This window comes from Xenorhabdus hominickii (genome assembly GCF_002632725.1).
GTDB classification, from domain to species: Bacteria; Pseudomonadota; Gammaproteobacteria; order Enterobacterales; family Enterobacteriaceae; genus Xenorhabdus; species Xenorhabdus hominickii.
In genome coordinates this window covers 188703-210852 of record NZ_NJAI01000002.1, presented here as the reverse complement: position 1 = coordinate 210852, position 22150 = coordinate 188703, and the positions used below count along the sequence as shown (strand labels likewise).

Genomic DNA, 22150 nt, shown 5'->3' with positions numbered 1-22150 from the left:
TCCGGCTGTGAATATCCAGTGTTACAGTCTGGTCACTCGTGCCTCAAATGACTACAATAGCTAACATTATTATGCTAAATACACTATGCGCAATACACTGCGCTTTTCAGTGTTGATGCACCATTTCCACTGGAAACACCGGATACACAAAATGTCGACGATAAAAAAACTGTACATCAAAACTTGGGGCTGTCAGATGAATGAATACGATTCATCCAAGATGGCCGACCTGCTGGAAACCACTCACGGTTATCAGTTAACTGATGTCGCCGAAGAAGCAGATATCTTACTCTTGAATACTTGTTCAATCCGTGAAAAGGCTCAGGAAAAAGTCTTTCACCAACTCGGTCGCTGGAAAGGCCTGAAAGATAAAAATCCTGAGGTCATTATTGGTGTTGGTGGCTGCGTAGCCTCTCAAGAAGGGGATTTCATTCGCCAACGCGCCCCTAGCGTAGATATTATCTTCGGGCCACAAACCCTGCATCGTCTGCCTGAAATGATTAATCATGTAAAAGGCACCCGTAGCCCAATCGTTGATATCAGTTTCCCTGAAATCGAGAAATTCGACCGTCTGCCAGAGCCCCGAGCTGACGGCCCGACGGCATTCGTTTCCATCATGGAAGGCTGTAATAAATACTGCACATTCTGCGTTGTTCCTTACACTCGTGGAGAAGAAATCAGCCGACCTTGCGATGATATTCTGTTTGAAATTGCCCAGCTTGCGGCTCAAGGCGTACGTGAAGTGAATCTTCTCGGCCAGAACGTCAACGCTTATCGTGGTGCAACGTTTGATGGAGATATCTGTACATTTGCAGAATTGCTGCGTCTGGTTGCAGCCATTGACAGTATCGACCGCATCCGCTTCACTACCAGCCATCCAATTGAATTTACAGACGATATTATCGAAGTTTACGAAGATACACCGGAGTTAGTCAGCTTCCTGCACTTACCTGTCCAGAGTGGCTCTGACCGAATTCTGACCCTGATGAAACGCGCCCACACTGCGCTGGAATACAAAGGCATTATCCGCCGTTTACGCAAGGCTCGTCCTGATATTCTAATCAGTTCTGACTTCATCATAGGTTTCCCGGGTGAAACACAGGATGATTTCGAAAAAACGATGAAACTGATTGCTGATGTTAATTTCGATATGAGTTTCAGCTTCATCTATTCTGCACGTCCAGGAACACCAGCGGCCGATTTACCTGATGACGTCAGTGAAGAAGAGAAAAAACAGCGCCTGTACCTGCTCCAGCAACGCATTAACCAACAAGCTATGAGCTTCAGCCGAGCTATGCTTGGTAGTACACAGCGTATCTTGGTTGAAGGCCCATCTCGCAAAAATATCATGGAGCTTTCCGGTCGTACTGAGAATAACCGCGTGGTTAACTTTGAGGGAGCGCCTGACATGATTGGCAAATTCGTTGATGTCGAAATTGTTGACGCATACGCTAACTCCCTGCGTGGTAAAGTCATCCGTACTGAAGATGAAATGGATCTGCGTGTCCATGAATCACCTGAATCAGTCATTGCCCGTACTCGCAAGGAAGATGAAATCGGCGTTGGCGTTTATCAGCCTTAACAGGCCCTAACATAGAGATAATCAGTGACACAAATAAACCCACAAGTAGCAACACAAGAAATCTTTCTGGAACCCACAGACAATCAACGTCTGATGAGCCTGTGTGGACCACTTGATGACAATCTGAAACAACTTGAGCGTCGTTTGGGGATCGAAATCAACCGCCGCGATAATCGTTTCAAACTGATAGGTAAAACACTGTGTGTTAGTGCGGCAGTAGGAATTCTGCGCCACCTTTATGTCGAAACTGCGCCTATACGCGGTGTAATACCCGATCTTGAGCCTGAGCAGGTTCATCTGGCTATTACTGAAAGCCGCGTATTGGAACAATCGGCAGAAAGCGTGCCGGAATACGGCAAAGCTGTGAATATCAAAACCAAGCGGGGTGTTGTAAAACCCCGTACCCCAAATCAGTCTCAATATATAGCAAATATCTTTGCTCACGATATCACATTCGGTATTGGGCCTGCGGGGACAGGGAAAACATATTTGGCTGTTGCTGCTGCTGTTGACGCTCTCGAGCGTCAAGAAATCCGCCGTATCCTGCTGACCCGCCCTGCAGTAGAAGCTGGTGAAAAATTGGGTTTCCTGCCAGGTGATCTGAGTCAGAAAGTCGATCCTTATCTGCGCCCTCTTTACGATGCCTTGTTTGAGATGCTGGGATTTGAAAAAGTTGAGAAGCTGATCGAAAGAAATGTTATTGAAGTCGCTCCATTGGCTTATATGCGTGGACGTACCCTCAATGATGCATTTATTATTCTCGACGAAAGCCAGAATACCACCATCGAACAAATGAAAATGTTCCTAACTCGTATTGGTTTCAATTCCAAAGCGGTCATTACAGGTGACGTTACCCAGATTGACTTGCCAAGAGGACAAAAATCGGGTTTGAGTCATGCAGTAGAAGTGTTGTCTGATGTTGATGAACTGAGCTTTAACTTCTTCCATAGCGAAGACGTTGTTCGTCATCCGGTGGTTGCAAAAGTTGTTATTGCTTATGAAGCATGGGAAGCAGCAGAGCAGACGCGTAAACAAGCACTCAATGAAAAGCGCAGACAGGAAGCACAATGAGTTCAGTTATCTTAGATTTACAAATTGCATGTAAAAACCCAGAGGGGCTTCCTGAAGAGGCCCTTTTCCAGCAATGGCTTGAAAATGTTTTGCCACAGTTTCAAGCAGAAAGTGAAGTGACAATTCGTTTGGTCGATGAGGCAGAAAGCCATGATTTAAATCTCACTTATCGAGGGAAAGATAAACCCACTAATGTGCTATCCTTCCCATTTGAAGCACCACCTGAAGTTGAATTACCCTTGCTGGGTGATTTAATCATCTGCCGTCAAGTTGTTGAACAAGAAGCAGCAGAGCAACAAAAAACCGTTGAAGAACACTGGGCACACATGGTTGTTCACGGCAGTCTGCATCTTCTCGGATATGACCATATCGAAGATGATGAGGCAGAAAAAATGGAATCTTTGGAAACAGAAATTCTGGAAAAAATGGGTTATCCTGACCCCTATCTGGCGGAAAAAGTATAACCCTTGCCAACATTTTTATGTTAAACATTACAGTCTACGATTTAATTAATGGGGAATTTTCATTAAAACGCCATGAGCGACGACCATCCTTCTAATAACGATAGCCCTGGCCCTAAGAAAGGCTTCTTTGAGCTTCTTAATCAGCTTTTTCACGGTGAACCCAAAAACCGTGATGATTTGGTTGAACTGATCCGTGATTCTGAGCAGAACGACCTGATCGATCCCGATACCCGAGAAATGCTTGAGGGGGTAATGGATATTGCTGATCAGCGCGTGCGTGACATTATGATCCCACGCTCACAGATCGTTACCTTAAAACGCAATCAATCTCTAGACGAATGTCTGGATGTTATTATTGAGTCAGCCCACTCACGCTTTCCTGTGATCAGCGAAGATAAAGACCACATTGAAGGTATTTTAATGGCAAAAGACTTGTTGCCATTTATGCGTACAGGTGCAGAACCTTTCAGCATTGATAAAGTGCTTCGTCAGGCTGTTGTGGTGCCGGAAAGTAAACGGGTTGACCGCCTACTGAAAGAATTTCGTTCCCAACGCTATCATATGGCGATTGTGATCGATGAATTTGGTGGTGTTTCCGGATTAGCCACCATTGAGGATATTCTTGAACTGATTGTCGGTGAAATAGAAGACGAATACGATGATGATGATGATAACGATATTCGTGCTTTAAGTCGCCACTCCTATTCAGTGCGGGCATTGACTCAAATTGAGGATTTCAACGACGTTTTCGATACCAATTTCAGCGATGAAGAGGTTGATACCATTGGTGGGCTGGTCATGCAAGCATTCGGTCATCTGCCTTCCCGTGGAGAATCTATCACCATCGATGGCTATCTTTTCAAAGTGGCAATGTCTGATAGCCGTAAGATCATTCAGGTTCATGTAAAAATACCGGATGATGCTGAAGTTCCTAGCCTTGATAAACAATAATAGGATCTGGATGAACAAAGCCTCATTAATGAATTGCCAGCGGCTACGTGCCGTGCTGGCATTTTTTTTCGGAGCCAGTGGAACGCTGGCTTTTTCACCTTTTGATTTCTGGCCTGCCGCCCTTCTTTCACTTTTTGGCCTGCAAATCCTCACCCTAAACAGAACCTCCCGCCAAGCATTCTTTATTGGCTTATGCTGGGGGCTTGGCTTATTTGGCAGTGGTACGAACTGGGTTTATGTCAGTATTGCTGACTTTGGTGGAATGCCAACCGCCATTAATGTCTTCTTGGTGATTCTGTTATCTGCCTACCTTGCCCTTTATCCCGCACTATTTTCTGGCTTACTAAACCGCTTTTTCCCGACTGCCAATAGTATCAGACTGGTTATTGTCAGCCCGGCACTATGGCAAGTCACCGAATTCTTGCGAGGTTGGGTATTAACAGGTTTTCCTTGGTTACAATTCGGCTATAGCCAGATTGACGGCCCGATGAAAGCGGTAGCCCCTATTCTCGGGGTGGAAGGCCTCACTTTCCTGTTAATGATGATTAGCGGATTGTTGGTAATGGCTACGGTTCAGAAAAAGCTATCAGCAGTCATTATTGCCATTCTTCTTCTGCTGTTGCCGTGGCCCATGAGACACTATGCGTGGTACACCTTACAGCCGGAAAAAACGACGAATATCGCACTGGTTCAAGGCAATATTCCCCAGTCCATGAAATGGGATCCTGCCGTTCTTAAGAATACACTGGATATTTATTGGGATAGCAGCCTTCCTTTCATTGGCAAAGCGCCCATCATCATCTGGCCGGAATCAGCCATTCCTGATAACGAATACAACCAGAGTAAATTCCTGTCTACATTGGATACCCAGCTAAGGCAGCATAATACTAGCCTAATTACGGGTATTGTGGATGCTCGCCCGACACAAGAAGAATATAAATTCTATAACAGCATTATCGTATTGGGGGATAAAACACCTTACCAATACCCAGCTCCCACTCGTTACGACAAACATCATCTCGTACCGTTTGGTGAGTTTGTTCCGCTGGAATCGATACTGCGCCCATTGGCACCTCTCTTCAATTTGCCCATGTCTTCTTTCAGTCGTGGTGATTACATCCAGCCTCAACTTTCTGTTGCAGGGCATGATATTACTGCCGCTATTTGCTATGAGATTATTTTGGGTGAACAAGTTCGTGATAATTTCAAACCGGATACTGAATTTTTGCTGACCGTTTCTAATGATGCCTGGTTTGGCCGCTCCATTGGCCCATGGCAACATTTCCAAATGGCTCGAATGCGCTCCCTCGAGCTGGGCCGCCCTCTATTAAGAGGAACCAATAACGGCGTTACCGCAGTAGTCAATCCGGATGGCTCAATTCAGGCAGAGCTCCCACAATTTATCCGCCAAGTTTTAGAAACCCAAGTAACCCCTGCCACAGGGATAACACCTTATTTCCGCTTTGGTAATTGGCCGATATGGGGAGCAACAGCACTATTTATCATTTTCGCTTTTATGAAAAATCGCCGCAGAGCTTAATTTCATGTTTCGGCTTAAAAGATGAAGTAACCAAAATCAGGGAATATTATTCATTCCCTGATTTTATATCGCTTATATACATCGCCTATGCCCTCCACAGAAAATTTCAGAAAAACCCTCCCACTCATTATTTATAATATTAAATTAGCCATAAAATATTTCACATACTCACGAAAATTTATAATAAATCAGAATATATAACTAAAAAATTCAAACTGTGAACAGCCTTCAATATTATTCTCTTTTTTATCGCGTATAAGTGAAATTGTTTATTTATAGTGCGACGCGGGTCGCGAAACAGAAACATTGTTGTTTCAAAAAAGCAACATTATGAATTACTTTTTTACATCTTATAAGCAAAATTATTCAGAAAATCGTTTCTATGAATCGTTTTCTCTAACTATTTTTTCTAACTATTTTCTCTAACAACGTAGAAACGCGAATATCTATAAGCAGACCTAAATTCGCAAAAATAATCGATAAAGGAGCTGTATATGCGTAAGTTGATGTTAACCATGATGTTGCTTAGCGCGGTAGGTGCTGCCCATGCTGAGGAGTTGACTGGTACACTGAAAAAAGTCAAAGATGCTGGAATGATCACGGTTGGGCACAGGGAATCTTCTGTTCCATTTGCTTACTATGACAGTAGTCAAAACGTTGTTGGTTATGCTCAAGATTATTCCAACCTGATTGTTGATGCTGTAAAGAAAAAACTCAACATGCCCAATCTGCAAGTCAAACTGATCCCGATTACCTCTCAAAACCGTATTCCGCTATTGCAAAATGGCACTTATGACTTTGAGTGCGGTTCCACCACCAATAACCTTGAACGCCAAAAACAGGCCACTTTCTCCAATACCATCTTTATCGTTAGTACACGTCTACTGACTAACAAAAATTCAGGTATCAAAGGATTCGATGATTTGGCAGGAAAAAATGTTGTCGTCAGTTCAGGTACAACCTCAGAGATGCTGCTGAACAAACTCAACGATGAAAAGAACATGAAAATGCGCATTATCAGCGCAAAAGATCATGGAGACTCATTCCGCACTCTGGAATCAGGCCGCGCAGTTGCCTTCATGGTTGATGATGCATTGCTGGCAGGTGAACGGGCAAAAGCGAAAAAACCTGATCAGTGGATTATCGTCGGTGAGCCACAATCCAAAGAGGGTTATGGCTGCTTGATGCGCAAAGACGACCGACAATTCAAGAAATTGGTCGATGACGTTATTGTGAAAGTACAAACCTCCGGTGAAGCAGAAAAAATGTTTAATCGCTGGTTTAAAGAGCCTATTCCGCCTAAACAACTGAACCTGAATTTTACTCTGTCAGATGATATGAAAGCTTTATTTAAATCCCCGAATGATAAGGCACTGGACTAAATAAATAGACTGAAAAATCCCGATTTTGTTGGCACTCCGGGTATGAGGTAGTCGTTCCCTACCTCATTTTTTTTAGATCGTTTTTAGAGTCAGAGCATTTTAAGTACTACAGCCAACCCCACTTCAGGGAGAACGGTTATGTCTGTTGATTGGAATTGGGGCATCTTCTTACAAGCTGCCCCTTTTGGTAATACCACCTATTTGGGGTGGCTTATTTCTGGTTTTCAAGTGACGATAGCCCTTTCTATCTGCGCTTGGATCATTGCATTTGTTGTCGGATCACTGTTCGGCATTCTCCGCACCGTCCCGAATAAATTTCTTTCTGGGTTGGGAACTTGTTATGTTGAGTTATTTCGCAATGTTCCCCTTATTGTCCAATTTTTTACATGGTATCTGGTGGTACCAGAATTCCTGCCCAAGAACCTGAGTGATTGGTTCAAAATGGAGCTGGATCCTGATATTCAATTTTTTATTTCCGCAGCCATTTGTCTGGGATTATTCACTGCCGCCCGCGTATGCGAGCAGGTTCGGGCTGCAATTCAGTCACTTCCACGGGGACAAAAAGCGGCTGGTCTGGCAATGGGTTTAACTCTGCCGCAAACTTATCGCTATATTTTGCTGCCAAACGCCTATCGGGTGATCATTCCTCCGATGACCTCAGAAATGCTCAATTTGGTGAAAAACTCTGCCATCGCCTCAACGATCGGGCTGGTTGATATGGCCGCGCAGGCAGGGAAATTATTGGATTACTCGGCACACGCTTATGAAACATTCACAGCAATTACGCTGGCTTACGTTGCTATCAATCTGGTGATCATGCTTGCCATGACCATCCTTGAGAAAAAAGTACGTCTGCCAGGCAATATGGGAGGGCGATAGAGAAATGTATCAGTTTGACTGGAGTTCGATTATTCCTAGTTTGCCCTTCCTCCTGAGTGGATTGCTGATAACAGCCAAAATCACTGTAATAGCTGTTATCATTGGCATTATTTGGGGAACCCTTCTGGCGATGATGCGTCTCTCTCCCATTAAGGCACTGAGCTGGTTCGCCACCCTATATGTTAATCTCTTTCGCTCAGTGCCACTGGTGATGGTATTGCTATGGTTTTATTTGATTGTGCCTAACTTATTACAAAATGTTCTAGGTATATCACCAAAAACCGATATCCGTTTAATTTCTGCAATGGTAGCTTTCTCACTCTTTGAAGCAGCTTACTATTCTGAAATCATTCGAGCGGGTATTCTAAGCATTTCCCGTGGGCAATCCTCCGCTGCACTGGCGTTGGGTATGACCCATATGCAAAGTATGCGCTTGGTCATTCTGCCACAGGCATTTCGAGCAATGACTCCATTGCTGTTAACGCAAGGCATTGTATTATTCCAAGATACATCTCTGGTGTATGTACTGAGTCTGGCGGACTTTTTCCGTACAGCAACGAATATTGGTGAACGCGACGGTACTCAGATTGAAATGATCCTGTTTGCCGGTGTTGTTTATTTTGTGATTAGTTTTGCCGCATCTATGCTGGTTAACTATTTGAAGAAAAGGACTGTTTGATGATTTCCCTGAAAAATGTATCCAAGTGGTATGGCCAATTTCAGGTTCTTACTGACTGCTCGACTGAAGTCAAAAAAGGCGAAGTAGTCGTGGTCTGTGGGCCTTCTGGTTCCGGTAAATCCACTCTGATAAAAACGGTCAATGGCCTTGAACCTGTCCAGCAGGGTGAAATTCTCGTAAATGAAACAAAAGTCAATGACAAGAATACCAATCTGGCACAATTGCGCTCTCAAGTAGGCATGGTGTTCCAACATTTTGAACTGTTTCCTCACCTGTCCATTATTGAGAACCTGACACTCGCTCAAGTGAAGGTATTAAAGCGCGATAAAAAAGCTGCGACCGAAAAAAGTTTGAAACTGTTGGAGCGGGTTGGATTAACCAGTCACGCTAATAAATTTCCAGCCCAACTTTCCGGTGGCCAGCAACAGCGTGTCGCCATCGCCCGCGCCCTTTGCATGGACCCAATCGCCATGCTATTTGATGAACCTACTTCCGCACTCGATCCTGAGATGATCAATGAGGTGCTGGATGTGATGGTTGAGCTGGCGAAGGAAGGTATGACCATGATGGTTGTGACGCATGAGATGGGATTTGCCAGAAAAGTGGCACACCGTGTTATTTTCATGGATGAAGGCAAAATTGTCGAAGACAGTAAAAAAGAAGATTTCTTTGCCAACCCTAAATCAGAGCGTGCCCGCGATTTTCTAGCGAAAATTCTGCATTGATTCTTCCCTGTCGGCGGATGATAAGGCCACCGCCGACCTTAATTTTCCTATAAAAAGAATAATTTTAAACATTACTCCTTTAACAAGAGTTGTTGCCTCCATCTCTTATCAGCTATGCTATGTGCTCTTCGAATTCATAAACACAAACTATGTACGCTAAGGGCGTGCTTTATTATTCACCATAGGATTATCGGTGCCATGCAAGAACAATATCGTCCAGAAGATATAGAGCAACAAGTCCAGCTTCATTGGCAAGAGAAGCAAACTTTCAAAGTGACAGAAGACAACAGCAAAGAAAAATACTATTGCTTGTCAATGCTACCTTACCCTTCTGGCCGACTACATATGGGCCACGTCCGTAATTACACCATTGGTGATGTGATTTCCCGTTATCAACGCATGCTAGGCAAAAATGTGTTGCAACCTATTGGTTGGGATGCCTTCGGCCTGCCGGCAGAAGGCGCTGCGGTCAAAAATAATACCGCACCCGCCCCATGGACTTATTCCAACATTGATTACATGAAAATCCAGTTGAAAACACTGGGTTTTGGTTATGATTGGGATCGTGAAGTCACTACCTGTACACCAGAATACTATCGCTGGGAACAATGGTTCTTCACTAAATTGTACGAAAAAGGTTTGGTGTATAAAAAAACCTCCGCCGTTAACTGGTGTCCACATGACCTGACCGTTCTGGCGAATGAACAAGTTATTGACGGCTGCTGCTGGCGTTGTGATAGCCAAGTTGAACGCAAAGAAATTCCTCAGTGGTTCATCAAGATCACCGCTTATGCAGAGGAACTGCTGAACGATCTGGATAAACTGGAAGATTGGCCTGAACAGGTCAAAACGATGCAGCGTAATTGGATTGGCCGTTCTGAAGGTGTTGAAATCACTTTTGATGTCGCTGACAGTCAAGAAAAACTCACGGTTTATACCACTCGCCCAGATACATTTCTGGGAGCAACCTATGTCGCTGTAGCGGCAGGTCACCCTTTAGCAAAACAGGCTGAGGAAAATAGCCCGGAACTGGCAGAATTCATCAACGAATGCCGTAATACCAAAGTTGCCGAAGCAGATATGGCAACTATGGAGAAAAAAGGCATGGCGACCGGCATGTTCGTTATTCATCCATTGACCAACGAAAAAGTCGCTATCTGGGTTGCTAATTTTGTCTTAATGGAATATGGCACAGGTGCTGTCATGGCAGTTCCTGGTCACGACCAACGCGATTGGGAATTTGCTACCAAGTATAACCTGCCAATGAAAGCCGTTATTCTGGACAACGATGGCAACGTACCCAATGTTCAGGAGGCAGCAGTTACCGATAAGAATGCACTGGTCAATTCCGGTGAATTCAGCGGCCTGAGCCATGAAGACGGTTTCAATGCTATCGCGGATAAGCTGGTTGAAATGGGTGTTGCCCAACGTAAGGTCAATTACCGCTTGCGCGACTGGGGCGTTTCCCGTCAACGTTACTGGGGTGCACCAATCCCAATGGCAACACTGGAAGACGGTACTGTTGTTCCTGTTCCAGAAGATCAATTGCCCGTTATCCTGCCAGAAGATGTCGAGATGAATGGCATCACCAGCCCAATAAAAGCTGACCCTGAATGGGCAAAAACGACCATTAATGGCCAACCTGCCCTGCTTGAAACAGATACCTTTGATACCTTTATGGAATCTTCATGGTATTACGCGCGTTATACCTGTCCAGATTATGATAACGGTATGCTGGATCCGGCTGCGGCTAACTACTGGCTCCCCGTGGATCAGTATATCGGCGGTATTGAACATGCAATCATGCATTTGATGTACTTCCGTTTCTTCCATAAACTGATGCGCGATTCGGGCATGGTCAACTCCGATGAACCAGCCAAAAAGCTGCTGTGCCAAGGCATGGTGCTGGCTGATGCCTTCTATTATACCGGCAACAGCGGCGAGAAAATCTGGGTATCCCCAGCTGACGCTATTGTTGAACGGGATGACAAAGGCCGCATTGTAAAAGCGACGGATAAAGAAGGTCATGAACTGGTTTATACCGGCATGAGCAAGATGTCGAAATCCAAGAATAACGGCATCGATCCACAAGTTATGGTCGATAAATATGGTGCTGACACCGTCCGTCTGTTCATGATGTTTGCAGCACCACCAGAGCTGACTCTGGAATGGCAGGAATCAGGCGTAGAAGGTGCTAACCGCTTCCTGAAACGCGTTTGGCGTCTGGTTTATGAACACAGCAACAAAGGGGCAACCCAGCCGCTGGATAACAGCAATCTGACTTCTGAACAGAAAGATCTGCGCCGCGATCTGCACAAAACCATTGCCAAAGTCACCGATGATGTTGGTCGCCGTCAAGCATTCAATACAGCAGTTGCTGCCATCATGGAACTGATGAACAAACTGACGCGGGCGCCACAGGAAACCGAGCAAGATCGTGCCTTGATGCAGGAATCACTGACTGCAATTGTACGTATACTCTCTCCTATTACACCACACTCTTGCTTTGTTATGTGGAAAGCACTCGGCAACGAAAATGATATTGACACAGCAGCATGGCCACAGGCAGATGAACAAGCAATGATCGACGATACTAAACTTGTCATCATCCAGATTAACGGCAAAGTTCGTGGTCGCATTACTGTACCGGCAGATGCAACAAAAGAGTATGTTCAAGAAATGGCGACCCAAGAATATAGCGTGACGAAATATCTTGAAGGCGTCAGTATTCGAAAAGTCATCTATGTTCCAGGTAAGTTACTGAATCTGGTCGTTGGCTGATAACAGGAGGCCACTTTTGTGGACGGAAATGTGATAGGAAATAATCTGCGGCATCGTATTTGCACGTTGTTGCTGGGCTTGGCGGTACTAGTCACCGCTGGCTGCGGCTTTCACCTTCAAGGCACAACAAAGGTACCAAAAGAGCTGCAAACATTGCAATTGAGTTCAGGTGATCCTTACGGCCCATTGGCACGGGCAGTACGCCAGCAACTTCGTCTGAACGATGTCAAAATCGTTGAGCGTGGTGATGCTTCAGTACCTATCCTGAAACTTCTGGGTTCTACTGAAAACAAAGAAACTGTCTCTGTTTTTCAGGATGGTAAATCGGCTGAACGTCAGCTCGTGCTATCTGTTGACGCTCAAGTGCTGATGCCGAATGGCAGTATCTATCCATTGAGTGCAAGAGTTGATCGTTCTTTCTTCGATAACTCATTGGAAGCTTTGGCAAAAGATGCAGAAAATGAACTGGTTCAGCAGGAAATGCGCGAACAGGCGACTCGCCAGCTTATGCGCCAACTGTTGACTATTCATAGTGCCGAACGTCTGAAAGCCGAAGAAAAACAGAAAGCTGCGGCTGCACAACAGCAATGATCCGACTTTATCCTGAACAACTTATTTCGCAGCTCAATGAAGGGCTGCGAAACAATCACTCTCAAAGTAATCACTTTCAAAATAATCAACTACAGAACAACTACCTGCTATGGGGCAACGAGCCGTTGCTACTACAGGAAAGTCAGGACAGCATACGTAAAGCGGCTGAACAACATGGCTTTATGGAACATTTCACCTTCTCGTTGGATAACCATACCGATTGGGACGAAATCTTCAGCCTGTGTCAGTCACTCAGCCTGTTTGCTAGCCGTCAGTCACTCACCCTTCTGTTGCCGGAAAGTGGCCCGAATGCAGCAATGGCGGAACGACTGACCAAACTGGCGGAGTTGCTGCATCCCGATATCCTGCTGATACTGCGTGGACACAAACTCACCAAGGCACAGGAAAATAGCCCGTGGTTCAAAGCGATTGGACAAAATGGCGTGTACGTCAGTTGCCTCGCACCTGAACAACACCGTCTGCCACAGTGGGTTGCACAGCGTGCCAAAAACATGGGGCTATCATTGGAAGATGAAGCCAACCAGTTACTGTGCTATTGCTATGAAGGAAATTTATTAGCATTGGCTCAGGCACTGGAACGCCTTTCCTTGCTCTACCCCGATAATCGGCTGACGCTTCCTCGTGTTGAAGAAGCCGTCAACGATGCAGCCCACTTTTCTCCCTATCATTGGGTTGATGCCTTGCTGGCAGGCAAAATAAAACGGGCATGGCATATACTGAAGCAACTTCAGCAAGAAGATACTGAGACTATTATTTTGCTTCGCACCATACAACGAGAGCTGATGCTACTGCTGGTGCTTAAGCGTCAGGAGAAAACTGTCCCCCTGAAGACATTGTTTGATCAGCACAAAGTTTGGCAGAATCGTCGAGTATTGCTGACAACGGCATTACAACGGCTATCATTGAATGATCTGCAATCTGCCATACAATTGTTGACCCAGATGGAACTGCGAGTCAAACAGGATTATAGCCACTCCATTTGGGCTGACCTGGAAACGCTTTCCATGCTGTTATGTGGAAAACCATTACCAGAGAGCTTCTTGAATGCTTGATATTATTGATCCGATAAATTCTATTAATCCAATACCGGCTATTGACTCGACAACCAATATGGGTTCTCCGGTGATACAAGCACTATTTGGTGGCACATTCGATCCCATCCATTATGGTCATTTGCGTTCTGCGGAAGCATTGGCGCAACTCGTGGGGCTTAAGCAGGTTATTTTGTTGCCTAATCACGTGCCGCCACATCGCCCTCAACCAGAAGCAACAGCTCAGCAACGACTGGAGATGGTTCGGCTGGCCGTGCAAGGAAACCCACTGTTTACCGTAGATACTCGCGAACTGGATCGCCAGACGCCCTCTTATACGATAGAAACATTGAAGTCCTTTCGTCAGGAAGTCGGCAAACATCCATTAGCGTTCATCATTGGTCAGGATTCATTGCAAACTATCCATACATGGCATAAGTGGGAAGAGTTACTCGACATCTGCCATCTGCTGGTCTGTTCCCGTCCCGGTTATCAAAACTCACTTTCGACGCCAGAAGTGCAACAATGGCTCAAAAAGCATCAAGTTGACACACCACTTCCATTGAGTCAAAAACCGCAAGGTTACATTTATTTAGCTGCCACTCCGCTATTAAACATTTCGGCAACCGATATTCGCCAACGTCACCAGCAAGGTCTAAGCTGTGATGATCTGCTTCCTCCATCGATACAAAATTATATCGATTCGCAGGGGCTATACAGGTCTTAACGAAATCATACGGTTATTTGCCGCTAAGTTGCTTACTTTTAGAGAGATTGGCATGCTATTATTCTGCGCCACTCAAACAATTTTATGAAATAAAGGTGATCCTTTTGCAAGGCACAGAACTACAACAATTCGTTATTGATAAACTTGAAGATTCCAAAGCTCAGGATATTGTTTCTATAGACGTTCGCGGAAAATCCAGTATTACTGACTGCATGGTTATCTGCACCGGAACATCAAGCCGCCATCTGATGTCTGTAGCAGATAATCTCGTTGATGATTGCCGCCAAGCCGGCATTATGCTCCTGGGTGTTGAAGGGCAAGGCATTTCAGACTGGGTAGTCGTCGATCTCGGCGAAATAATGGTTCATGTCATGCAGGAAGACAGCCGTCGCATGTACGAACTGGAAAGACTCTGGAGCTGAGTTTGAAGTTACAATTAGTCGCTGTAGGAACAAAAATGCCGGACTGGGTTCAGACCGGCTTTATAGATTATTTGAATCGTTTTCCCAAAGACATGCCTTTTGAGCTGATTGAAGTTCCGGCAGGAAAACGAAGCAAAAACGCTGATATCAAACGCATTCTGGAAAAAGAAGGCGAACAGATGCTAGCCGCTATCGCTAAAGGCAATCGCATTGTGACTCTGGATATACCCGGTTCTCGCTGGGATACCCCACAATTAGCACAACAGCTTGAACGTTGGAAACTAGATGGTAGGAATGTCAGCCTGCTTATTGGCGGCCCTGAAGGTTTAGCTCCTGCCTGTAAAGCAGCAGCAGAACAAAGCTGGTCTCTTTCTCCCTTGACCCTACCACATCTTCTTGTGCGGGTACTGGTTGCGGAGAGCCTTTATCGAGCGTGGAGCATCACAACTAACCACCCTTATCATCGGGAATAAATTGGGTAATCTATCACCGTGAATTCTGGTAATGGGATGAAGAATAAACGAACCCCTTTTCGCGATCATTCGGCTGAATCAGCCCTATTTATACGCCGCGCGCTCGTGGCGTTTATTGGTATTATTATTTTAACGGGCATTCTGATAGCCAATCTCTATAATCTCCAGATCACACGTCATGAAGATTACCAAACCCGATCAAATGGGAACCGCATTAAGCTTGTTCCCATAGCCCCTAGTCGGGGCATCATTTATGACCGCACTGGCACACCTCTGGCAGCTAACCGAACGATTTATCAGTTAGAAATCGTGCCACAAAAAGTCGCTGACCTTGATAAGACATTAAATGAACTGCGCTCCGTTGTTGGACTCACAGATGAAGATATCGAAAACTTCAAAAAAGAGCGTCTGCGGGCACGGCGTTTTACTTCGGTTCCGCTGAAAACGCCACTTGACCAAGTTCAAGTAGCTCGGTTTTCTGTCAACCAATATCGCTTTCCCGGGTTGGAAATCAAGGGCTATCAACGCCGTTATTATCCTTATGGTTCTGCTCTGACTCACGTGATCGGCTACGTTGCCAAAATCAACGACAAAGATGTCGAGCGGCTCGATAAAGAAGGGATTTTGCCCAGTTATGCTGCGACCCATGATATCGGAAAGCTGGGGATTGAACGTTATTACGAATCGGTTCTGCATGGTAAGCCGGGTTATGAGGAAGTTGAAGTCAATAACCGCGGCAGAGTGATCCGCCAGTTACATGAACAACCGCCACAGGCAGGTAAAGATATTTATCTGTCGATCGACTTAGAACTGCAAACCTATATCGAACAGATACTGACAACCAGTCGTGCAGGAGTTGTTGTCACCGACCCCAGAAATGGGGAAGTTTTGGCCATGGTGTCCAATCCAAGCTACGATTCGAATCTCTTTGTCGATGGCATATCCAGTAAAGATTATAAATCCTTACTGAACGATCCTAACCGCCCATTAATTAACCGAGCGACACAAGGGGCTTATCCTCCAGCATCAACGGTGAAACCTTTTGTTGCCGTTGCCGCCCTCAGCAGTGATGTCATAACAAAGAATACCACGATCAATGATCCCGGCTGGTGGCAGTTACCAAGTTCAGATAAACGTTACCGTGACTGGAAACGCTGGGGGCATGGAAAACTTAACGTGCATAAGTCGATTGTTGAATCAGCGGATACTTTTTTCTACCAGGTTGCCTATGATATGGGCATTGACAGGCTGTCCGAATGGATGTCTAAATTTGGCTACGGTCAATTCACTGGCATTGATTTAAAAGAAGAAAGTCCGGGTAACATGCCAACCCGTGAATGGAAGCTCAAACGCTATAAAAAACCGTGGTATCAGGGCGATACCATTTCCGTTGGCATCGGTCAGGGATACTGGACTGCCACGCCCATGCAAATGGTAAAAGCCCTGATGACGCTAATTAATGATGGTGAGGTAAGAACACCACATTTCTTAATGAATATGCGGGTTAATGGCGAAATGCAACCTTACCAATCTCCAGTCAGTGAGCCGATTGACGATATTCATTCTGGATACTGGGAAATTGCCAAAGATGGCATGTATGGCGTTGCTAATGCTCCGAATGGCTCTGCCCGCCGTTTCTTTGCTGGTACACCGTACAAAGCCGCAGTCAAATCAGGTACTGCTCAAGTTTTCAGTTATGAAACCTATAATGCGAGCAAACTTGCTGAACACCTGCGTGACCATAAATTGATGATTGCCTTTGCTCCCTATGATAATCCAACAGTTGCTGTCTCCATTATTCTGGAAAATGAGGGAGCTGGGACACCTGTAGGTGCTATCGTCCGCCAAATTTTGGATCACATTTTACTCAGGGATAACCATACCACCTCTTCTGCTGTCGCACCGCCCACAACAGGAGCAGGGACGAGTAGAACACAAGCTAATTGAGTAACGCCATGACTGATTCTCAAAACAAGGTTCCTTTCTGGACCCGAGTACATATAGATATTCCATTGCTGCTGTGCATCTTGGTATTACTGGTCTACAGTCTTTTTATTATGTGGAGTGCCAGCGGACAAGACATCGATATGATGGAACGTAAAGTCGGACAGGTCATTATCGGGTTGGTAGTCATGATTGTTTTAGCCCAAATACCACCACGTCTATACGAGAATTGGGCCCCCTACCTCTATATTGGGTGTGTTATATTACTGGTTCTGGTTGATGTTTTTGGTCAAATCAGTAAGGGGGCACAGCGCTGGCTAGACCTCGGCATTGTACGTTTTCAGCCTTCAGAAATTGCCAAAATCGCTGTTCCTTTGATGGTGGCCCGTTTTATGAACCGTGATCTCTGTCCTCCTTCACTGAAAAACACTGGCATAGCACTCGTTTTGATTTTTGTTCCTACCTTGCTTGTAGCGGCACAGCCTGATTTGGGAACATCCATTCTGATTGCTGCTTCTGGGTTATTCATTTTGTTTTTGACGGGAATGAATTGGAAGTTAATCGGCGTTGCTGTTTTATTGGTTGCCTGCTTCCTCCCGATATTGTGGTTTTTCCTGATGCATGACTATCAGCAAGCCCGCGTTATGATGCTGCTGGATCCAGAAAGTGATCCACTGGGTAAAGGCTACCATATTATCCAGTCCAAAATTGCAATTGGCTCCGGTGGGTTATTCGGAAAAGGTTGGCTACAAGGCACACAATCGCAGTTAGAATTCCTGCCCGAACGGCATACTGACTTCATTTTTGCCGTGCTATCGGAAGAGCTTGGTCTGATAGGCGTTCTCGTTTTGCTGGGGCTTTATTTGCTGATTATTCTGCGCGGTTTAGTTATTGCTGCCAAAGCACAGAATACCTTTGGCCGAGTCATGACCGGGGGGCTGATACTGATTTTATTTGTCTACGTTTTCGTCAATATCGGCATGGTAAGCGGTATCTTGCCGGTAGTTGGTGTTCCCCTGCCAATGGTTAGCTATGGGGGTTCAGCATTGATTGTCTTAATGGCGGGGTTCGGCATCATCATGTCGATACATACGCATCGTAAGTTATTGTCCAAAAGTTTATGAGGAAAAAGTTTCATGCGTCAACAATGGCTTATATTTGGCATCGTAGCGGCTCTGATAGCAGGCTGTACACCAACAGGCAATGATCGGGGATCTTCTGTTCCCCCTGTACCAACTCGTGAAGTTTTAGGGGCAGAACCTCTGTATGAGCCTTATCATCCAAGTGCTAATCAGGATTATCAGCAGAATGGGCAAACGTATCACATCGTGCAAGATCCGGCCAATTTCACTCAAACAGGCTATGCTAGCTGGTTCGGTGAAGAAGCCAATGGAAAAGTAACAGCAATTGGTGAACGAGCTAGCCCTTATACTTTAACGGCTGCTCACCCGACCTTGCCTATTCCAAGTTATCTGCGTGTAACCAATTTAAGCAATGGACGCATGATGATTGTCAGGATCAATGATAGAGGCCCTTACAATAAGCCTGAAAAGATCATTGAATTATCACGTTCGGCTGCTGAGCGTCTGAATTTAATGCCACAAAGTAAAGTGAAACTGGAGGGTATTCAGGTTGCACCTGATGGCTCACTTTCCGGGGTGGGAACAGAAGGGGCTACGTTCGTCAAACAAAGCTTTGCATTACCTGACAGGCCTAATATCGTATCGCAATCATTAAATACACCGTCGACTATGACAGGACACTCTGCCGAACAAAATTTGTCTGCCAATGCGGAGGATATAGAAAATCCATCAGCTATTCCACCTACTGTGGAAATGCCAACAGCCCCAGCACAGCCACAATCTGAATCAGTAACGACTTCAACCGTTTCCTCTAATGGATCAGCACCAATATCAACAGGAGCAGTAGGTAGCTACATAGTACAGGTAGGTGCTGTCAGCATTGAACAAAAAGCCAAAGAATGGCAACAATCGTTAAGCCAACGTTTTAACGTACAAGGCCGTATCATACAATTTGGCAATATCTATCGTGTCCAATTAGGCCCATTCAGCAGTCGTCAAGAAGCCGTAGAACTACAAAATAAATTAACTGACCAGATGCATCAATCTTCTTTTATTGTTGCGCCCTGATCTGCTATACCCAATGGATCTCAAAACAACGGGTATATATCCAATAGAGATAATCCAATATCAACGCAGGTGATGATGTTGGATTATCACATTCCTATCAGCAGGAAAATAAAAACCTTAGGAAAAAAATCGGGTAAAAAAGTGTAAACCTGCCAATCGCTCAATTTTGTTTAATGTCAGCTTTTTTTTCATTTGTTATTATGTGGTTTATTATTAATTCTTCTCTCACGGATGTTACCTAATCAATCATGAAATATATAGTTACCTCCCATTTTATTAAAAGTGCCACCTTGGGCATCGCTCTGGCTGCCGGCGTTTCTACGTTCGCCAATGCGGATGATAATTTTAAGAGCATGATCCCCAGTGTTCCTGAACTAGATTCAGAAGCCTATATTCTGATTGATTACAACTCAGGAAAGATATTGGCTGAAAAAAATGCGGATGTTCGCCGCGATCCGGCCAGTTTGACCAAAATGATGACCAGCTACGTGATTGGTCAGGCCATCAAATCAGGAAAAATCGGCCCTAATGACACTGTTACCGTAGGTAAAGATGCTTGGGCAACAGGTAATCCGGTATTTAAAGGTTCCTCTTTAATGTTTTTAAAACCCGGTGACCAAGTTTCTGTTGCTATGCTATCCCGTGGTATCAACCTGCAATCCGGCAATGATGCCTGTGTTGCAATGGCCGATTACGTTGCAGGCAGCCAAGATGCCTTCGTCAACTTGATGAATAAATACGTGCAAAGTTTGGGACTGCAAAATACACATTTTCAAACCGTCCACGGTCTGGATGCTAACGACCAATACAGCTCTGCCCATGATATGGCCCTGATTGGCCAGGCTCTCATCCGCGATGTACCCGATGAGTACGCAATTTATCAAGAGAAGGATTTTACTTACAACAATATACGTCAACCTAACCGCAATGGTTTGTTGTGGGATAAAAGTCTGAACGTCGATGGTATTAAAACAGGCCATACCAGTGGTGCCGGTTATAACCTTGTTGCATCTGCGACCGAAGGCAATATGCGCCTGATTTCTGCTGTGATGGGTAGCCCAACTTTCAAAGGACGTGAAACTGATAGCAAAAAATTACTGACTTGGGGCTTCCGCTTCTTCGAAACGGTTTCACCAATGCAAGTCGGCAAAGAATTTGCTTCAGAACCCGTTTGGTTTGGTGACACAGATAAAGTCCAATTAGGCGTTGATAAAGATGTGTACCTAACAATCCCTCGTGGCCGTCTGAAAGATCTGAAAGCTAGCTATGTATTAGACAATACCGAACTGCATGCGCCGCTCGCCAAGAATCAAGTTGTTGGAACCATTAATTTCCAGCTTGATGGTAAAACTATTGAACAACGCCCATTAGTTGTGATGCAAGAAGTGAAAGAAGGAGGCTTCTTCAGCCGCATGATCGATTATATCCGACTGATGTTCCACCACTGGTTTGGTTGATCTCTTGAAAGCTAGATATTTAGCCTTATATTAATTCAATAATTGTTAGAAAATTTTCACGCCACGGCAGAAATTCACTATTCTGCCGTGGCAAATATATTTAGGAGTGCCCATGAAAACAAAATTAAATGAACTGCTTGAGTTCCCCTGCTCATTCACCTACAAAGTGATGGGTTTAGCTCAACCTGAGCTGGTGGACCACGTGATTGAAGTGGTTCAGCGCCATGCTCCGGGCGATTACTCCCCAGTCGTAAAACCAAGCAGCAAAGGCAATTACCACTCTGTTTCCATTACCATCAACGCTACTCATATTGAGCAAGTTGAAACACTGTATGAAGAATTAGGTGCTTTGGAACTGGTACGCGTTGTTCTGTAATGCAGTGCTGTAATATGACAAGACGCTGATTTTTTAGTCAGCGTTTTCTTTTGGATGAAGGTTAGTTGGATATCTACGACTTAACCAAAGCACTACACAAAAACACTACACCAAAGCACCACGTATATCCCAGTTACCCATCATTTCAGTAACCGCGATATCCAGTTCATTCCCAAGTATTCCATCCCTCTCTAAATTTGATAACCCAAGCAGAAAGCTGTGAAAACTTACTGCAAAGGCCCATACATTTGCATCAGCAGGAAATTCGGCACATTCTACAGCCCGTTGAATAGATGCTATGAACCCCTCAAGTGTTCTTGCACGTTGTTCCGCCAACATTTTTTGCACATGTTTATGTTCGGGAGCACAAGTGCTTGCTGATAATACCAGTATACATTCCTTTGGATACCCATTAGCCGAACGGCGTAAAGCGAGCTCAACTGCCTCTCGCGATGATAAACTTTCATCCCATAAACAAGCTATAACCTGACCATATGTCACAACATAATGTTCAATCACTTCCTTAAACAAATTTTCCTTAGAACCAAATGCCGCATGGAAACTGGGGGCATTGATGCCACCACCAATACCCGCCTTAAGTAATGCCAATGATGTAGATTCGTAACCGAGATCCCAAAACAGGTATATCGCCTACCGAATAGTTTCGTCACGATCAAAAGTACGGGGACGCCCCATCTGTGCCATTTTAAGCGCCTTTGCTATATAACTATTTGCTATGTAACTATATAAATACTGATCGGTATGGGAATTATTGATAATATAAGAGCCTCAAGATCCTACAGTTACAGGGGATTCTCCGTTCTATCTTACCTGTCGTCGTAGCAGCACTAAAATAAGGTACAACCAATCATGTGCGTTGACGTTCACCACCAGATAAACTACC

21 protein-coding genes are annotated in these 22150 nt (G+C 44.9%); 20 read left to right on the top strand and 1 reads right to left on the bottom strand.

Features of this window, described 5'->3' with window-relative positions; all coding sequences use genetic code 11:
- The first annotated feature begins 151 nt into the window (after positions 1–151).
- The 20 genes from miaB (at position 152) to ybeD (ending at position 21246) form a co-directional block, all read left to right on the top strand.
- Positions 152–1582 (top strand): tRNA (N6-isopentenyl adenosine(37)-C2)-methylthiotransferase MiaB, encoded by a 1431-nt coding sequence (gene miaB / locus Xhom_RS08225; RefSeq protein ID WP_069316562.1) that lies wholly within the window; start codon positions 152–154, stop codon positions 1580–1582.
- Positions 1583–1675: 93 nt separating this feature from the next.
- Positions 1676–2653 carry a PhoH family protein gene (locus tag Xhom_RS08220; protein WP_418384920.1) on the top strand — a complete coding sequence of 326 codons (978 nt, stop codon included), beginning with the start codon at positions 1676–1678 and terminating at the stop codon, positions 2651–2653.
- Positions 2650–3117 (top strand): rRNA maturation RNase YbeY, encoded by a 468-nt coding sequence (gene ybeY / locus Xhom_RS08215; RefSeq protein WP_069316564.1) that lies wholly within the window; start codon positions 2650–2652, stop codon positions 3115–3117. The genes Xhom_RS08220 and ybeY overlap by 4 nt, the downstream gene beginning before the upstream one ends.
- A gap of 72 nt (positions 3118–3189) precedes the next feature.
- On the top strand, positions 3190–4068 hold the full coding sequence (gene corC, locus Xhom_RS08210; protein ID WP_069316565.1) for a CNNM family magnesium/cobalt transport protein CorC: 879 nt from the start codon (positions 3190–3192) through the stop codon (positions 4066–4068).
- Between the two features lie 10 nt (positions 4069–4078).
- Positions 4079–5608, top strand: coding sequence for an apolipoprotein N-acyltransferase (lnt, locus tag Xhom_RS08205; protein WP_069316566.1), 1530 nt, complete (start codon positions 4079–4081; stop codon positions 5606–5608).
- Positions 5609–6102: 494 nt separating this feature from the next.
- Complete coding sequence (locus tag Xhom_RS08200) at positions 6103–6990, top strand: glutamate/aspartate ABC transporter substrate-binding protein (RefSeq protein ID WP_084023109.1); 888 nt, start codon at positions 6103–6105, stop codon at positions 6988–6990.
- A 138-nt stretch (positions 6991–7128) separates the two neighbouring features.
- Positions 7129–7869 carry an amino acid ABC transporter permease gene (locus tag Xhom_RS08195; RefSeq protein ID WP_069316568.1) on the top strand — a complete coding sequence of 247 codons (741 nt, stop codon included), beginning with the start codon at positions 7129–7131 and terminating at the stop codon, positions 7867–7869.
- Positions 7870–7873: 4 nt separating this feature from the next.
- On the top strand, positions 7874–8548 hold the full coding sequence (gene gltK, locus Xhom_RS08190) for a glutamate/aspartate ABC transporter permease GltK (protein ID WP_069316569.1): 675 nt from the start codon (positions 7874–7876) through the stop codon (positions 8546–8548).
- Complete coding sequence (locus Xhom_RS08185; RefSeq protein WP_069316570.1) at positions 8548–9273, top strand: amino acid ABC transporter ATP-binding protein; 726 nt, start codon at positions 8548–8550, stop codon at positions 9271–9273. Before gltK ends, Xhom_RS08185 begins: the two co-directional genes overlap by 1 nt.
- Positions 9274–9471: 198 nt before the next feature.
- Positions 9472–12054, top strand: a complete 2583-nt coding sequence (leuS, locus tag Xhom_RS08180; protein WP_069316571.1) for a leucine--tRNA ligase — start codon at positions 9472–9474, stop codon at positions 12052–12054.
- Between the two features lie 45 nt (positions 12055–12099).
- The gene (gene lptE, locus Xhom_RS08175; RefSeq protein WP_069318462.1) at positions 12100–12645 is read left to right on the top strand and encodes an LPS assembly lipoprotein LptE; all 546 of its coding nucleotides are present in this window, start codon (positions 12100–12102) and stop codon (positions 12643–12645) included.
- Entirely contained in the window at positions 12642–13718 is a 1077-nt protein-coding gene (gene holA / locus Xhom_RS08170) for a DNA polymerase III subunit delta (RefSeq protein ID WP_069316572.1), read from the top strand. The genes lptE and holA overlap by 4 nt, the downstream gene beginning before the upstream one ends.
- A 58-nt stretch (positions 13719–13776) precedes the next feature.
- Positions 13777–14424, top strand: a complete 648-nt coding sequence (gene nadD, locus Xhom_RS08165; RefSeq protein WP_069318463.1) for a nicotinate-nucleotide adenylyltransferase — start codon at positions 13777–13779, stop codon at positions 14422–14424.
- Positions 14425–14519: 95 nt separating this feature from the next.
- Positions 14520–14846, top strand: coding sequence for a ribosome silencing factor (gene rsfS, locus Xhom_RS08160; protein WP_084023113.1), 327 nt, complete (start codon positions 14520–14522; stop codon positions 14844–14846).
- A gap of 2 nt (positions 14847–14848) precedes the next feature.
- Positions 14849–15319: a 23S rRNA (pseudouridine(1915)-N(3))-methyltransferase RlmH gene (gene rlmH, locus Xhom_RS08155; protein WP_069316573.1), complete on the top strand. Its 471-nt coding sequence runs from the start codon at positions 14849–14851 to the stop codon at positions 15317–15319.
- Between the two features lie 36 nt (positions 15320–15355).
- Positions 15356–17266 carry a peptidoglycan DD-transpeptidase MrdA gene (gene mrdA, locus Xhom_RS08150; RefSeq protein WP_069316574.1) on the top strand — a complete coding sequence of 637 codons (1911 nt, stop codon included), beginning with the start codon at positions 15356–15358 and terminating at the stop codon, positions 17264–17266.
- An 8-nt stretch (positions 17267–17274) separates the two neighbouring features.
- A complete protein-coding gene (gene mrdB / locus Xhom_RS08145; protein WP_069316575.1) occupies positions 17275–18387 on the top strand; it encodes a peptidoglycan glycosyltransferase MrdB in 1113 nt (370 codons plus the stop codon).
- A 12-nt stretch (positions 18388–18399) separates the two neighbouring features.
- Positions 18400–19413 carry an endolytic peptidoglycan transglycosylase RlpA gene (rlpA, locus tag Xhom_RS08140; RefSeq protein ID WP_069316576.1) on the top strand — a complete coding sequence of 338 codons (1014 nt, stop codon included), beginning with the start codon at positions 18400–18402 and terminating at the stop codon, positions 19411–19413.
- Positions 19414–19661: 248 nt separating this feature from the next.
- Entirely contained in the window at positions 19662–20870 is a 1209-nt protein-coding gene (gene dacA / locus Xhom_RS08135; protein WP_069316577.1) for a D-alanyl-D-alanine carboxypeptidase DacA, read from the top strand.
- 112 nt (positions 20871–20982) lie between these two features.
- Positions 20983–21246: a DUF493 family protein YbeD gene (gene ybeD, locus Xhom_RS08130; RefSeq protein WP_069316578.1), complete on the top strand. Its 264-nt coding sequence runs from the start codon at positions 20983–20985 to the stop codon at positions 21244–21246.
- Between the two features lie 105 nt (positions 21247–21351).
- On the opposite strand, the gene Xhom_RS08125 is transcribed toward ybeD, so the two are convergent.
- On the bottom strand, positions 21352–21855 hold the full coding sequence (locus tag Xhom_RS08125; RefSeq protein ID WP_335673754.1) for a TetR/AcrR family transcriptional regulator: 504 nt from the start codon (positions 21853–21855) through the stop codon (positions 21352–21354).
- Positions 21856–22150 lie beyond the last annotated feature (295 nt).